The organism is Microcoleus vaginatus PCC 9802 (assembly GCA_022701275.1).
GTDB lineage: Bacteria > Cyanobacteriota > Cyanobacteriia > Cyanobacteriales > Microcoleaceae > Microcoleus > Microcoleus vaginatus_A.
In genome coordinates this window covers 4,303,510-4,319,207 of record CP031740.1, presented here as the reverse complement: position 1 = coordinate 4,319,207, position 15,698 = coordinate 4,303,510, and the positions used below count along the sequence as shown (strand labels likewise).

The following is a 15,698-nucleotide window of genomic DNA, read 5'->3' as shown; positions in this document are numbered from 1 at the left end:
CCCTCCTACTCCTCCTCTGCGTCCTCTGCGCCCTCTGCGGTTAAAAAATCTTACTCAAAAAACCAACCTATAACAATAATCACCAAAAAGAAAGCGCAACTACAAACCGCCAACCTCAGACAATCTCAAACTCCAGATTGTGATTTTTCACCAAATCAAAGGTAAAATGGTCAACCACATTAGTATTGCTCAACTCCAGATTGTAAAAATCAACAAAATCCGCATCAAAATACGGCCCAGCGTGCCAAGTACCCACATCTAACTTAATAAAACAATTGCCCGGAATCCGAAAAGCAGCCATATCCTCTAAACTCGGTTTATAGCTATCCCCAGGAGGCGCAACCGCCATCAACCAATCCTTCCCTTCCAAAGAACCCAAACACTGAGTACATTGAACGTGTCGCGTAATTTTGCCAAACTTGCGACCTTTCTGGTGCAGCCGCATAATGTAAAATCTAGGAATACCATTTTGCAAATTTAACTGAGCATCCTCAGCATCGAAAGACTTGCCATCAATTGCCGCAAAGATAACTTGACCGTAACGCTGAAAATTCTCCGGTGTCACCCATTGTGCGGATAACTGCTTAGTCGAAATTGATTCGCTCATAAATCGCAACATCCCTAGCTTTCTCCGTCATAAATATTCTAATATAAATACTAAGACCACTTTATTTCTACTCTGGGCGCAGCCAGGAACCGGCTTTGCGACTTCCCAAAAAACAGAATTGATTTACTGCCAAAGCGCTACAGACATTACCTATCTTCTGCTTCCTCTTCATTCTCTTCCTTCGTGTCCTTTGCGTCTTCGCGGTTCGTTAAAAAGATATTACTTGAGATCGATCGCCCAAAACACCCTTACAATCAAAATCAGCACACTGCTGCAAAAAACGAGCCGGAATATCAGGCCGAGCACCCCAGTGCAAATGCAAATAAGAAGCGTGTACCTGACAAACTCCCCAACCTTCAGCAACCGCCTCAACTTCCCCCCGCTTGCCATACCTCCAACTGTGATAAACTGGATTACTCGGTTCCACAGTTAAATGCGATCGATGAAACTCATGTCCCCAAACCTGATCAAGAGCAGTTAACACCGAACTATCCCTCACCGCCACAGCTTCTCGGTATCCCAGCGTCAAACGCTTTCCCATCGCAGCAACAGTTTCCAACACTCCCACCCCTGGCCAAGAATTGCCATCGAAGTCTACAATAGAATCACACAAGTACATCAAACCGCCGCACTCCGCATAAGTCGGCATTCCCGAAAAAATCGCACTTTTTACCGCATCCCGAATTAAAACATTACCGCTCAATTTTTGAGCAAAAACTTCGGGAAAACCACCACCAAAATATAACCCTTGCACATTGTCAGGAAAAGCCGAGTCATCAAGGGGACTCCAAAATACTAACTCCGCACCCAACTCTTCCAACAAATCAAGATTGTCCTGATAGTAAAAATTAAAAGCCCGATCGCGCGCAACTGCAATCCTCACTCCAAATTGTTTTCCTAAAGAGTTGACAACATCCTCTTTTTTAGTTACAATTCCCGAAGGGAGACTGTGCCTACGCGAAAGTTGCTCAGACCCCTCACCCCCCTCATTTCGAGTTGCAGCCAACAAAGGCAAAAGTTGCTCCCAGTCAAAACTAACAGCAGCCAAATCCGCTAACTTATCGATCGCAGCATGAAGATTCGGCAACTCCTCAGCCGGAATCAGCCCCAAATGTCGATCGGGAATAGTAACAGCCTCATCCCTACGTAAAACGCCTAAAATCGGTAAATTGAGCGGTTTGAGAGCATCTTGAAGCAGTTCCAAATGTCGATCGCTCGCCACCCGATTCAGCACCAAACCAGCGAATTTAAGGTCAGGGTTAAAAGAACGAAAACCGTGGGCGATCGCAGCCACAGAACCAGAGAGCCTGCTGCAATCTATCACAAACAATACCGGCAAATTCAGCAAATAAGCAACATGAGCCGTAGAAGCAAAGGAAAAATCATAATTGCCTTCTTCTTTTCGATAATTAATCCGTGTATCCGTCTCAAAATCCGTGTCGTGGCTTCGTGATTCCTGATTCCTTCGACTCACTCCATCAAATAAACCCATTACCCCTTCAACTAAGGCATAATCGACATCTTGAATATGACGAGAAAAACACTTTTTTACATAAGATTCAGAGGTTAATATCGCGTCTAAATTCCGACAGGGGCGACCAGTAACAAAAGCATGAAAGATCGGATCGATGTAATCCGGGCCTACCTTAAAAGATTGAACATTCAAGCCGCGACGGATTAAAAAAGCTAAAAGGGCGATCGTCACAGTCGTCTTTCCCGCACCGCTGCGTTCGCCAGCAATTACTAAAGCCATAGTTCTAGATTAGTTACAAAAAATACAGAAAGCAGCCCGGTGATAAAATTATGAGTATTGGTCTTGAACTTCTCAAATAATACCTATTTAACGAACCGCGAAGACGCGAAAGCCGCGAAGAAAGAAAGAGAAGAATATAGGTAATTTCGTGGCTTTTTGGAAGTAATTTATAGTTTAGAGTCAAAGAACATTATTAATTCAAAACTCATAACTCATAACTCCTAACTCCTAAAAAAGTAGGGCAGACATTGCCTGCCCTACTGAATATTAACTCAATCCTTCTTCCTTCTTCCTTCTTCCTTCTTCCTTCTTCCTTCTTCCTTCTTTTTACCGCTTAGCCAACTTCAGCATTTGAGCCGTCACTGCCAAGCTTTCTTCGTAAAGCACATCTCGACCCCAACTCTGCAAGTGCTGGCCCAGCAAGTGTTCCGTCACCTGATCGAACAGAGGACTCACCTGGTTAAAGCGATCAGTTTGAGCGCCACCCTTCGTTTCCATCCGCATACAGCCACCCACTTCCGAACATAGAACTGTACCGCAGTCAGCCTTTTCGTTCGTAGAATTCAAACGCAGAGCAATCAAATCGCCCGGGACATCGCCCGTATCAGCACTAGGGATAGCAGCCAACTCGGCTTCTACAACTCGTTCGTCCGGCCCCGCGAATTTAATTCGCTTGATTTGGTAATCGCCCTCTTCTTGTTTGAAAGCAACCGGACGCCACTGAAGCCGGCTCGCCAGCCAACCCAAATACATCAGCGCTTGCGTAGAATTGTCCTGTTCGTAATCGATCGTCACCCGATCGATTTCCCGAATCGCAGCGCGACGTTCCGGGGCGTCAAAAGCCTCAGCAGCCAACTCCTGCCACGCGGCCAGCCGGCGCCAATTCAGATCCGCGATCGGAATTCCCTCCTCAATCAGACTGTGCATCAACAGCAATTCAGCTTCAGACTCGGCAAAGCTGCTAGAGTCAACAATCACAGAACTGCTAATTGTCGCCAGTCGCTGGAACAAACCTCGATCGGCATCAGGATTCGCCTTCCACCACAGCAGCGTCGGCAAATCAGCGATAGTCAACGCCGTCACGATGCCGCTCACCCGTTCCAGCGCAGCTTCCGTACCCCGGAGGGTAATGTACTCGCAGCAGATCAGATTGCCGGTGGTGCGCTTGTGAACCGGACAATAAGCAGCCACTTGAGCCTGCACGCCCGTATCTTCCCCCGCCGTCGGGCACAGAGCAATAATCCGGCAGGGATTGGCAGCCACAATCGCGTCAGCCACCCCCGAACCCCCGGAACCCAAACCACTCGATCCCATCTCCTCGCCATTGGAATTTTTGCGAGCCACTTCTTCCCGCAAAGTCGCCAGCAATTCAGCGTTAGGTTTGCCAGTTCTCGGCAGCCCGTAAGCTTTTTGAGCCGCCCTGATGCTAGATGCCGTCATCGGCCCGGTAATACCGTCCACCGGCCCGTCGTAAAACCCCAGATCCGCCAATAACCGCTGAGTTTCTTCGGGTTCGTAGACTACAAAAGTAAAAGTTGTTGCCCTACTAGCGATCGGAACATCGCCTTTTGACCCCGATTCTCTGTAACTTTCCCAGATTTGACTCAATTCTGCCTCTATCTGGTCGATCGACACATCTTTAGGATTTTGCAGCGAAACCAGAGGCGGAGCTTTCATCGGTGTCATCGTCATAAATCTTTTCTCCTTTCTTATTTGTTATTAGTCATTAGTCATTGGTTCTTAGTCATTGGTTCTTAGTCATTGGTTCTTAGTCATTGGTTCTTAGCTAATCTATAGTGGCTAATCCTGACCAATAAACTAAAGACTGCTGACTAAAGACTGCTGACTAATCACTCTTAAAGTCTGCGCCACTTGCGGCCGTCTCTGTTAATTAGCAGTTCTGCTTCCGCCGGTTCCCAAGTACCCGCTTCGTATTTAGGAACCAACTGCTGTTCGTTGGACGATTCCCAATCCATCAGCGCCGGCGTTACCACCCGCCAAGCTTCTTCCACTTCATCAGAACGGGTAAACAAAGTTTGGTCGCCCAGCATACAGTCAATTAACAGTCGATCGTAAGCATCCGAAGATGTCACCCCAAAAGAAGAACCGTAACTGAAATCCATATCCACCGTCCGCGTCCGCAAATCCGGCCCCGGCATTTTCGCCTCAAACCTCAGCGAAATCCCCTCGTTAGGATGCACGCGCATGGTCAAAACGTTAGGAGTAGTTTGTTGGGCCGCAGACTGAAAGATTAGCAGCGGAACTTCGCGGAACTGAATCGCAATTTCGCTAACTTTTTTCGGCAACCGTTTGCCCGTTCGCAGGTAAAAAGGCACTCCCTGCCAGCGCCAGTTGTCAATCATAAACTTCATCGCCACAAAAGTCGGCGTTGTCGAGTTGGGAGCAACCCCGGGTTCTTCGTGATATCCTGGCACCGGTTTGCCCTTCATCCAACCTGCGGAATATTGACCCCGAATCGCTGAGAACTCCAAGTTATTCAAATCTGCCAAGCGAGTTGCTTGCAGAACTTTCATCTTTTCGGTGCGGATGCTGTCAGCATCGAGCGAGTTCGGCGGTTCCATCGCCGTCAGACAGAAAATCTGCATCAAGTGGTTTTGCAGCATATCCCGCAACGCCCCAGAGGATTCGTAGTAACCCGCCCGGTCTTCTACGCCTACTGTTTCTGCAACTGTAATTTGTACGTGATCGACAAATTGCCGATTCCATAGCGGTTCAAAAATCGCGTTAGCAAAGCGGAACACCATTAAATTCTGAACAGTTTCTTTACCCAAATAGTGGTCAATCCGGTAAACTTGCTGTTCTTGGCAAACCTTCTGCACGACTCGGTTGAGAGCTTTTGCCGAACTCAAGTCGCGGCCGAAGGGTTTTTCAATTACCAAGCGGTGTTTTACTGGGTCAACCAGCATTTGAGCAGCGCCCAGTTGCCTAATTGCTTCTGGGAAAAAGTTCGGGGAAACCGAGAGATAAAATATGTGATTGCCGCGAGTTCTCCTTTCTTCGTCGAGTTCGGCTAAGAAAGCTTTGAGTTTTTGATAGCTTTCGGGGTTGTCAATGTCGCCCGGACAGTAGTACAAACCTTGAGCGAAATCTTGCCAAAAATCTTCATTGCCAATGCCACCGCCAAATTCTTCAATGCCTTCGCGCATTTGCTCTCGGAAGTAATCGTGACTCCAAGGACGGCGGGCTACTCCCACGACGGTAGTTTCCGGTGGCAAGCGTCGATCGCGCTTCATCTGATAAATTGCAGGTACCAGTTTGCGCTGGGTGAGATCCCCAGAAGCTCCGAAGATTACCAGAATTTGTGGTTCCGGCACCCGTTCTTTTCGCAAACCGACGCGCAGTGGATTTTCAAGTAGCGTTACCATTATTTATTTTCCTTGTTCTAGTGGTGTTAACCCTGCCAAGACACCATGATAGTTTGCGGTCATTTCTGCTAGTTGCTGGGTGAGAGAGTTAATCGATTCTTAATACTGCTAGAGGAGGCAGATGATTTTGCTCTCTAGGAACTCTAACATCCATTAATCTCAAAATTCCTAGAGAGGATTTAAGACTCAGCATTTAAGAACCCAAATAATTATCTATTCCGATTCCTAAATGCTTCTGCCTTTCAGGATACAGATATCTGCCTAAGCGACGGGCGACAACTTCTGGACTTTCTCTTGCAAGGAATCCATCAGGGATTGGAACGGGGTGACGAATTTCTCAATCCCGTCGAGGAGCAAGTCTTCCATCACTTTGTCCAAGTTGATGTCAATGTCGGGATCTTGGAGACTTTGGATCAGCGTGTAAGCTTCTTCAACGTTGTTCTCAATCCGGGGTGCGACATCGCAGTGGTCGAAACAAGCTTCCACGGTGTTCGGCGGCAAAGTGTTAACGGTGTCCGGGCCGATTAGTTCATCGACGTACATGACATCGCTGTAGTGGGGGTTTTTGGTGCTGGTGGAAGCCCACAGCAAGCGCTGCACTTTCGCTCCCTTGGCCGCTAAAGCTTGCCAGCGATCGCTCGCTACGATCTCTTTATACTTCTGGTAAGCTACCTTGGCATTGGCGATCGCAATTTTCCCCTTCACTGCTTCCAGTTTGGCTTTTGTGGAAATATCTGTGACATTTTTGAGTTTCTCGTCAATCTTGCCATCGATATTAATGTCGATCCGGCTCAAGAAGAAACTGGCAACAGAAGCAATATTGCTAATATCCAAACCTTTAGCCACGCGCGCTTCCAAACCGCGAATGTAAGCCCAGAAGGTTTCGACGTAGCTGTCAACCGAGAACAGCAAAGTCACGTTAACGTTAATCCCTTCGCTGATGACTCGCTCGACTGCGGGCAAACCTTGAGCGGTTCCCGGAATCTTAATCATCACGTTTTCTTTGCCGAGGGCTTGGTAATAGCGCATGGCTTCGCTAATCGTGCTTTCTGTGTCGTTGGCGATCGTCGGTGGCACTTCAATGCTAATGTAGCCGTCCAAACCCTTCGACTCTGCGTAAATTGGGGCGAAGATGTCGCAAGCGTTGCGGATATCTTCAAATACCAGAGATTCGTAAATCTCCATTACAGATTTACCCGCCCGGATGCCCGCTTCGATATCCGCGTCGTAAATCACATTACCCGCGATCGCTTTCTCAAAAATAGCCGGATTAGATGTAATCCCGCGCAGTCCCCGACTTTCAATCATCTGTTTGAGTTCGCCGGACTCGATCAGATCGCGAGTCAAATTGTCCATCCAGATACTTTGGCCAATTTCTTTGATTTCTAACAGGTGATTCGTTGGTGTTGTCGTCATTACTGTAACTCCTAAAATTTGATAGCTGTTAATTGGGACTTGGAAATTGGGACTTGAAAATTGGGACTTGAAAATTGAAAATTGGCAATGGGGAATTGGTAATTGGGAGCCGAAAGTTATAAGTTAAAACCCTCTTCCTTCTTCCTGACATCCGTTACATCCCGTACATTGCTCGTTGCCGAACTTCCCTTTTCCTTCACGCTTGGACTGTTCTAGGATTGCGCGCTCGATCTTGAATAAAAGACTCGACCATCGCTACATTTTCTTTACTGCCGATAATCAAGGGCGATCGCTCGTGCAGCTTGGTCGGCACTACATCCAAGATGTCTTGAATACCTGTACTTGCCCGCCCGCCGGCTTGCTCCATCAAAAACGCCAAAGGAGCCGATTCGTAGAGCAATCGCAATTTGCCCTCGGGGTTTTTCACCGTTCCGGGGTACAAAAACACGCCTCCCTGGAACAAAATCCGGTGGAAATCTCCCACCAAAGCCCCGCCGTACCGGGCGCTGTAGCCTTCGCTGCGGTGTACGTAGCGAATGTAATCTCTCAAAGATTCCTCCCACTGCCAGAAGTTGCCTTCATTAACGCTGTAAATCGGGCCGCGATCGGGAACCTTAATGTTTTCGTTAGCTAGAATAAACTCGCCCAAACTGGGATCGAGGGTAAAGGAATGAACGCCCTGACCGATCGAATAAACCAGCATGGTACTCGGGCCGTAGAGTACGTAGCCGGCCGCTATTTGTTTGTGTCCGTGTTGCAGCAAGTCGGAAGCCGAACCGTCTTCATCGTCGCCCTCTTGCTTGCGGATGCTGAATATGGAACCTACATTGAGATTGATGTCAAGATTGGAAGAACCGTCTATGGGGTCGTAGAGCAGACTGTAACGCCCGATCGGACAGTTTTCGGGAATGTAGTAGGGTTTTTCCATTTCCTCCGAAGCCAAGCGGCAGACAAGTCCGCTTTGCTGGAATACCGAGATAAACACTTCATTGGCATAGATATCCATCTTTTTGACGGATTCTCCCTGCACATTCACAGCCCCTGTAAACCCTAAAGCATCTTCCATTAACCCGGCTCTGCTGAGCCGCCTCGCGATCAGCTTTGCCGCCAGCCCGATGCGATTCATCAGAGCGCTGAGATCCTGAGCATCTGCTGAAAAGCTATGGAGTTGCTGGAGTACGTGACGAGATAGGGTTGTGCAATCGCGGTCTAAGGATTGTACCTGCTCGGTCGGGCCCAGGCGGGCTTCCCCTGTCGGCGCGTTTACCATGATTTTGATGTCCTCCCTGTCTTGCGGCTCGCTAGTTGGGGATTTTCAGGTGCAAGGCGTTTGCCCCTGAACCGGCTTTTAGGTCGATCATTCCCCAACTTCTATCTTAGGAAGGGTTTTGCGATCGGGCGTCGAACTTTAGGTGAATTTTAGATCCGCATCGAAAATTGAGGAGTTCGATCGACTGTTGAGTCGGGAATTGTATCCAAAATCACTACTTTTTTTGATTAACCGCAGAGGACGCAGAGGGCGCTGAGAGAAAAAGTGGCGATAGAGAAGCCTACGAACGTTGGCTAGCATCTCAAAAAGACCGACAACTTCCTTTGCGCGAAGAAGATGTAGAACCTATTGTTAATTTGCCGGAATTGCTTGCAGGCATTTACGATCGCGTCGGCTATGATTATCGGCTCGATTACGATCCATATCCCGTACGTAAATTTTCGCCAAAGGTGATATGACACTCCAAAATTCTGGGTAAGCTATCCATAGAAATACGGTAATTGAAATTTAAGCAAATATACAGAGTCAGTCATTGACTTTTCTATTGACTTGTTTGAAATATACTCAGACACTCAATTTACATTGCATAAATTTTTCAAAATTTGAGTTACAAAAACCCAACTAGAAAATGTTTCTTGGTACTCATCAACCCAGGATAATGCTATGGATATTATTCAAAAAAATTCCCATAACTTAGTCAAACACTATCAGATTAAAAATCTACTCGGAGAAGGCGGTAGTAGCACAACTTACGAAGCCCTTGACCTCAAAACAAACCAGCGAGTCGCACTCAAAGCTTTGTCTTTACAGAAGATGAACGACTGGAAAGTGTTGGAACTATTTGAACGAGAAGCCAATGTTTTATCAAAATTGAATCATCCGGGAATTCCGCGTTATTTGGATTATTTTTATGTCGATACTCCCGACAACCGTTGTTTTTATATAGTACAAGAACTGGCAGAAGGGCAATCTCTAGCAAGTTTAGTCGAAAGTGGCTGGCACGCTAGTGAGTCCGAAATTCAACGCATTGCTACACAAATTTTGAATATTTTGGTTTATCTCCATTCACAGACACCACCTGTAATCCACCGGGATATTAAACCAGAGAACATTGTATTTAAATCGCCCATCAATTCCCATAAACAAAAAGATTTGGCAGTCTGCTTAGTAGATTTTGGAGCAGTACAAAACACTTATTACAATACTTTAATGCGAGGAAGTACCGTAGTTGGAACCTATGGTTATATGGCTCCAGAACAATTTCTCGGACAAGCCGTACCTGCAACAGATTTATATGGTTTAGGAGGGACGTTGTTGTATTTACTAACCCACCGTTCCCCGGCCGAATTACCAACAAATATACTAGAAAGAGATTTTCGCTCTCAAATTCAGATTTCTTCAGCATTTGCCGATTGGTTAAAAAAGATGATAGCGCCTGATTTAGAAAACCGCTTTAACTCGGCAAAAGAAGCGCTTGAATTGCTTCGCAATCCTAGAATAGTTAGCGTTAAATCCGATCCGACGCAATGGGAAAGACGCCTCAAAATAGGAATGGCTGCTATTGCTACTGTTGCTGTTTTAAATCACTTTAAATATCCGCTCCTCAACCGGATTGGATTTACCCCCGATGCAGTTGTCAACGCTGTTGAACAGGGAGATACTAAAACTGTTAGGCATTATCTGGATCTTGGTATTAGTGCTAATACTAGGGTAAATAATCAGAATTTACTACACTTTGCTGGCTCAAAAGAGATGGCAGAATTGTTGATTGCCCAGGGTGCAGATGTCAAAGCTAAGGATAGATTTGGCTTTACCCCGTTACACTTTGCTGCTGCATCCGATCGCATAGAAGTGGCACAGACGCTAATTGCTAAAGGTGCAGATATTAACGCCCAGAGTGAACTTCTTTTGGATAGGTGGACTCCTTTCTGGAGTTATAAATTGGTAAGGTCTTTACGTGTCGATAGTAGGGCTGCAACTCCTCTGTTCTTTGCGCGATCGCCTGAAATGGCCAAGTTGCTGATTGCTAAAGGCGCGAATGTCAATGCCAAAAACAAAAATGGCATAACTCCTCTACATACGGCGCAATCGAAGGCGATCGCACAAATACTACTCGCAGCAGGCGCAAAAATTAACATCAAAGAAGACAATGCCCGAAATGGCAAGGGTACAACTTTATTACATAACGCAGCAAAAATAGGCTTTAAGGAGTTGGTACAACAGCTAATTAACAAAGGCGCAAATGTTGTTATCAGGGATAGTAAAAAAAGAACTCCACTGCACTATGCAGCTACAAAAGAAGTTGCTGCTTTGCTCATGCTGGATATCAACACTAGGGACGAATCTGGAAATACTCCGTTACACCTAGCTATTCAAGACGATCGCCCAGAAATCGTCTCTTTTTTAATTGCTAATGGCGCGCAACTCAATGTTAAAAATAGTTATGGAGCGACTCCACTACATATTGCTGTCTCAAAGAATATGCAGAATATTAATCAACTACTGTTAGAGCGTGGTGCAGAAATTGATGTTAAGGATGACAGCAGAACAACTCCACTGGATATCGCCGTAGACATGAAACTTCAGGATACAGTAGCGTTGCTGATTAGTAAACACCCAGATGTTAATAGTGAAGACAAATATGGCAGAACTTTACTGCATATCGCTGTGATTTTCAAACTTAAGGATGTAGCCAAACAACTCATTGCCAAAGGTGCATTCGTTCATGCCAGAAATAACTGGGGTCAAACTCCCCTGCATCTTGCTGTTGATGGAGGAGCTCAAGATATCGCTGAACTGCTAATTGCTAAAGGTGCGAGGGTTAACATTAGAAAGGCGAACGGTCAAACTCCATTGTATCAAGCGATCGCGATCGGACACAAGGATATTGCTGCACTGCTAATTAACAACGGTGCAGATATCAATCATATAGACCAATGTGGCACAACTCCACTGCACAAAGCCGCACATTATGGCACTGTAGAAATCTTAACGTTGCTAATTGTTAAAGGTGCAAACATTAACGCTAAAAACTGCTATGGTGACACGCCGCTAAAGATAGCAGAAACCAACTCGAACCCCGGCCGAGAAGCAGCAGCCCAAATACTCAGATATCACGGCGCAACAGACTAATTCTCCAAAATCAACCCAGGCCTAAAAATATGGAAACACTACAACAATCGGAAAAAATTATTGCTGAAAAATATCGCATTATCGGTAAATTAGGACAGGGTGGAGTTGGGATTACCTATGCTGCTGTAGATTTAAACAGCAATCAAAAAGTTGCACTCAAAGCTTTATCCCTGCGTCTGACAACTGAATGGAAGAAAGTCGAGTTATTTGAACGAGAAGCAAAAACTTTATCGGGATTGAATCATCCGGGAATTCCTCGCTACATTGACTACTTTCAAGTTGATACTGACCAAGATCGTTGTTTTTATATCGCCCAACAACTCGCACCTGGAAAATCTCTCGCACAGTTGATAGAAAATGGCTGGAAACCAAATGAAGCGCAAGTTCGTCATATCGCCTGTCAATTGCTAGAAATTCTAGTTTATCTGCAATCGCTGTTGCCTGCTACTATCCACCGAGATATCAAGCCCCAAAATATTATTCTGCAAAAAAATGGGCGAGTCTTCCTGGTTGATTTTGGCGCAGTTCAAAATACTTACCATCATACCGTTACAGGAGGCAGTACCGTTGTCGGAACCTACGGTTATATGGCACCAGAACAATTCAGAGGAAAAGCTGTATTATCAACAGATTTGTATGGATTAGGAACAACGCTGCTTTTCCTGTTAACCCAGAAATTTCCATCGGATTTACCCAGACAAAAGCAAAAGATAAAATTCCGCGCTCGCGTCTCTATTTCTCCAGAGTTTGCCGACTGGTTAGAGAAGATAATTGAACCTGCAATTGAAGCTCGATTTCACTCAGCAAAAGATGCTTTATCAGCGCTGCGAGGGGAACAGCAAAGCGGGATTAATCCCGAAAAAATGTTTAAGCGCTCGCCCCAATCCCGAATTACTTTAATTGACGCTCAACGGTGGTTATTCATTAAGATATACCCCGATCGTTTTCCTAGCAAAATCAAAGGGTTTTTCCAATTCATTCATCTGAGTTATAAAGTTTTACTTCCCTTCTCTTTGATTCTGGTATTTTTTGTAAGCCTAGGGTACATATGCCATATGTCGAGCTCGACAGTTGGCTTGTTTAAATACACTGTAGCCGACTGGCTAGGTAAATTATTTGATCCATTTTTCTCGATATCAATCCTAGCTATAATAATATTTACCGTATTTTATGCTTTGATGTGGTTGTGTAGGTTCTTGTGTAGGATTGCTTCTCGTCTATTCATCAGACCAATTAAAATCACTCCCCAAGATATCCAGCGGGTAAAGTTGAGCGGAATTCATCTGCCATTGCTCAAAAAATCGATGACTTTTTGCCGGATTCGCACCAAGTCGCGTAACTATTGTTTTGGCTTATTTTTGCCGCAAGCTGAGAAAGAATGGTTGGTAGGGGAATTGAATGATTGTTTAAGTAAACTAAAATAAATCATTGTTGTTATCCACAAATTTGATTAAAAACCCGTTTTTTTTCGGAGTGCGTGGGTTAAGTAAATGGGGAAGCATAGAAGATTTTAGGTACTAATTTAGGCAATAATAATCATCAAAAAATCCTGGATCGGGCATGAGAATAAAACTATAAAGAATCTCGATATTTATGAAATATGACTGCAAAAGGGGAAGCCGATCGCACTTCTGGAATACGGAGCTCAAATGAGTAGTTGAGAGTAGCGATCGCCTTTTCGATTGGTTATGCTTGACTCAGGGCGATCGTTTCTGCCAGTTTACTGACCAACAAAAATAAAGATGTTTGTGCTTAAATACCGTAAAGGCAAGAAATATCTCGCCCTGACTGGGGTAGTGTCGTTAAGCTCCTGTATCTCCTAAGCGTGAAGGTTCCATTGATGAGCATTTATCCTTTAAAGAAAAAAACTATACTGTTTTTGGCTGCCAACCCCAAAAATACCACCCATGTGGACTTACAGAAAGAGGCGAAGGAAATTGCAGAGGGGTTGCAACGCTCTAAAAAGGCCGACAAGTTCCAACTGGAGCAACAGTGGGCGGTGACGCCAAGAGAAATGCAGCGAGCCGTATTAGATTATAAACCAGAGATTGTACATTTCTCTGGGCATGGTGCAGGAGAAGGCGGTTTAGCCCTAGAAGATGGCATGGGGCAGATTAAGCTAGTAAATGCCAAGGCTTTGGCAGCTTTGTTTGAGGCGTTTAATGAGTACGTGGAGTGCGTCATACTCAACGCTTGCTATTCAGAAGTGCAAGCGGCTGCGATCGCACGTCACATTCCATACGTTATCGGCATGAAGCAAACGGTGGGAGATAACGCCGCACGAGAATTTGCTGTAGGTTTTTACGATACGTTGGCGGCGGGGGAGTCGATCGAATTTGCCTATAAGTTGGGTTGCGTTAGCATCAGCATGGCTGGTATTCCCGAAGAGCTGACTCCGGTATTAAAGAAGAAGTCGGATTTTTCTGAGTTGGATGCAGCAGAGCGATCGGGCGATGCTTCTGTTGGTGATATCGTTGAGGAGCCGTCGCCTGTAGTGGAAAATGCGCGATTCTTGATCGTCGCACCTCCCGTTTCTCTTCTCAATTTAGATAACCCAGAAGGTTCTGTTAGTTTAGATTCACCCCTATATATTGATCGACCTCCCATTGAATCGGAGTGCTACGAAACTATTGTAAAACCCGCAGCTTTAATCCGAGTCAAAGCCCCCCGTCAAATGGGAAAAACTTCCTTAGTGCAGCGAATCTTAGACCACGGCAAGGAACAGGGATATCAAACGGCTTATTTAAACTTTCAATCGGCTGATGGCAGTTCCCTCACCAATATTGATGAGTTGTTGCAGTGGTTTTGTGGTGAGATTACCAATGAATTAAATTTAGAAGATAGGTTAGGAGAATATTGGAAAGGGGTTCTCGGCAGTAAAAATAAAAGCACGAAGTATTTCCAACGCTATCTACTATCGGACAGTGAGCGGCCTGTTGTTTTAGGGTTAGATGAAGTCGATCGGATTTTTGAGCATTCCGAAATAGCCACCGACTTCTTTGGATTATTACGAGCTTGGCACGAGCGGGGAAAAAATGAGCCTATTTGGAAAAAGCTGAGGTTAGTCATTTCTCACTCTCAAGAAGTTTATATTCCTCTTAATATTAATCAGTCGCCATTTAATGTGGGATTGCCCATAGAGTTACCTGAACTCAATCAGATACAGGTAACAGATTTAGTGAATCGACACCGATTAAATTTGTCAAATCAAGAGATTTGTGACCTGATGGAAATGGTGGGTGGTCATCCTTATTTAGTGCGAGTTGCTCTCTACCAAGTTGCCAAGGGGAGAATTACCTTAGAGCGCCTGCTAAAAGTCGCTCCTACTGAAGAAGGCCCTTACTACGATCATTTACGACGGCATTTAGTTAACTTGGAAAAAGATACAGAACTAGCAGCAACAATTAGACAAGTGATTAACAGCGAAAAACCTGTAGAGATCAAAACCGGAGAGGCTTTTAAATTGCGAAGCATGGGGTTGATCAAATTTCAGGGAAATGCTGTAATGCCATTGTGTGGTTTGTATCGTCAATATTTTCGCCATCGCCTAGCCTCTCCCCAACCGAATATAACTGCTGTGCAACAAACGAATAACCAATCCAGTTTGAACTTAGAGAGTAATTTAGGAACTATAATTTTTTCGGATGTTGTTAATTCCACCGCTTTATCCGCTGCAAACCAAAAGCTGACACTAGAATTAGTGAATCGAGATTTCAGGATCATCCGAGACATCTGCGATAGATATCAAGGCAAAGTCCTTAAAGAAATGGGCGATGGTTTATTAATTTTCTTTCCAGAAAGTGCGGTAAAAGCAGTCGCCTGTGCCCTAGAAATACAGCGAAGTCTCGCCGAAGCTGCTACAACCTTACCTGCGAGTCATGTCCTCCAACACCGGATTGGTATTCACTTGGGGGAAATCTTCTTTTTTAATAATGATATCAGGGGGACAGGTGTAAATTTAGCTGCTCGTTTAGAAGGGAAAGCAGAGCCAGGAGGAATCTGTATTTCTGAAACAGTTTATCAAGTCGTTAGAACCCACTCAGATTTAAATGTGATTGACTTAGGCTTGCAAGAGTTAAAGGGAATTCCTGAACCTGTACGACTGTACAAATTGATTCCTTAATTTTGTGACTT

9 protein-coding genes and 1 pseudogene are annotated in these 15,698 nt (G+C 45.2%); 4 read left to right on the top strand and 6 right to left on the bottom strand.

The features are described 5' to 3' along the window. Nucleotides 1-115: 115 nt before the first annotated feature. The 6 genes from D0A34_17555 to D0A34_17530 form a co-directional block, all read right to left on the bottom strand. Nucleotides 116-607: a Ureidoglycolate hydrolase gene (locus tag D0A34_17555; protein UNU22348.1), complete on the bottom strand. Its 492-nt coding sequence runs from the start codon at nt 605-607 to the stop codon at nt 116-118. 208 nt (nt 608-815) lie between these two features. Beyond that, the gene (locus tag D0A34_17550) at nt 816-2,360 is read right to left on the bottom strand and encodes a cobyrinate a,c-diamide synthase (GenBank protein UNU20439.1); all 1,545 of its coding nucleotides are present in this window, start codon (nt 2,358-2,360) and stop codon (nt 816-818) included. Nucleotides 2,361-2,687: 327 nt separating this feature from the next. Continuing rightward, nucleotides 2,688-4,052 (bottom strand): glucose-6-phosphate dehydrogenase assembly protein OpcA, encoded by a 1,365-nt coding sequence (gene opcA, locus D0A34_17545; GenBank protein UNU20438.1) that lies wholly within the window; start codon nt 4,050-4,052, stop codon nt 2,688-2,690. A 164-nt stretch (nt 4,053-4,216) separates the two neighbouring features. After that, a complete protein-coding gene (locus D0A34_17540) occupies nt 4,217-5,746 on the bottom strand; it encodes a glucose-6-phosphate dehydrogenase (GenBank protein ID UNU20437.1) in 1,530 nt (509 codons plus the stop codon). Nucleotides 5,747-6,007: 261 nt separating this feature from the next. Continuing rightward, a complete protein-coding gene (tal, locus tag D0A34_17535) occupies nt 6,008-7,162 on the bottom strand; it encodes a transaldolase (protein ID UNU20436.1) in 1,155 nt (384 codons plus the stop codon). 196 nt (nt 7,163-7,358) lie between these two features. Further along, nucleotides 7,359-8,432 (bottom strand): class 1 fructose-bisphosphatase, encoded by a 1,074-nt coding sequence (locus D0A34_17530; GenBank protein ID UNU20435.1) that lies wholly within the window; start codon nt 8,430-8,432, stop codon nt 7,359-7,361. A gap of 317 nt (nt 8,433-8,749) precedes the next feature. Here D0A34_17530 and D0A34_17525 point away from each other — a divergent pair. From D0A34_17525 to D0A34_17510, 4 genes and pseudogenes are all read left to right on the top strand, one after another. Further along, a pseudogene (locus D0A34_17525) lies at nt 8,750-8,890 on the top strand (DUF4058 family protein). A 205-nt stretch (nt 8,891-9,095) separates the two neighbouring features. Further along, on the top strand, nt 9,096-11,564 hold the full coding sequence (locus D0A34_17520) for a serine/threonine protein kinase (GenBank protein ID UNU20434.1): 2,469 nt from the start codon (nt 9,096-9,098) through the stop codon (nt 11,562-11,564). 29 nt (nt 11,565-11,593) lie between these two features. Beyond that, on the top strand, nt 11,594-12,988 hold the full coding sequence (locus D0A34_17515) for a serine/threonine protein kinase (protein ID UNU20433.1): 1,395 nt from the start codon (nt 11,594-11,596) through the stop codon (nt 12,986-12,988). A 416-nt stretch (nt 12,989-13,404) separates the two neighbouring features. Beyond that, on the top strand, nt 13,405-15,687 hold the full coding sequence (locus D0A34_17510) for a CHAT domain-containing protein (GenBank protein ID UNU20432.1): 2,283 nt from the start codon (nt 13,405-13,407) through the stop codon (nt 15,685-15,687). The last annotated feature ends 11 nt before the right edge of the window (nt 15,688-15,698 follow it).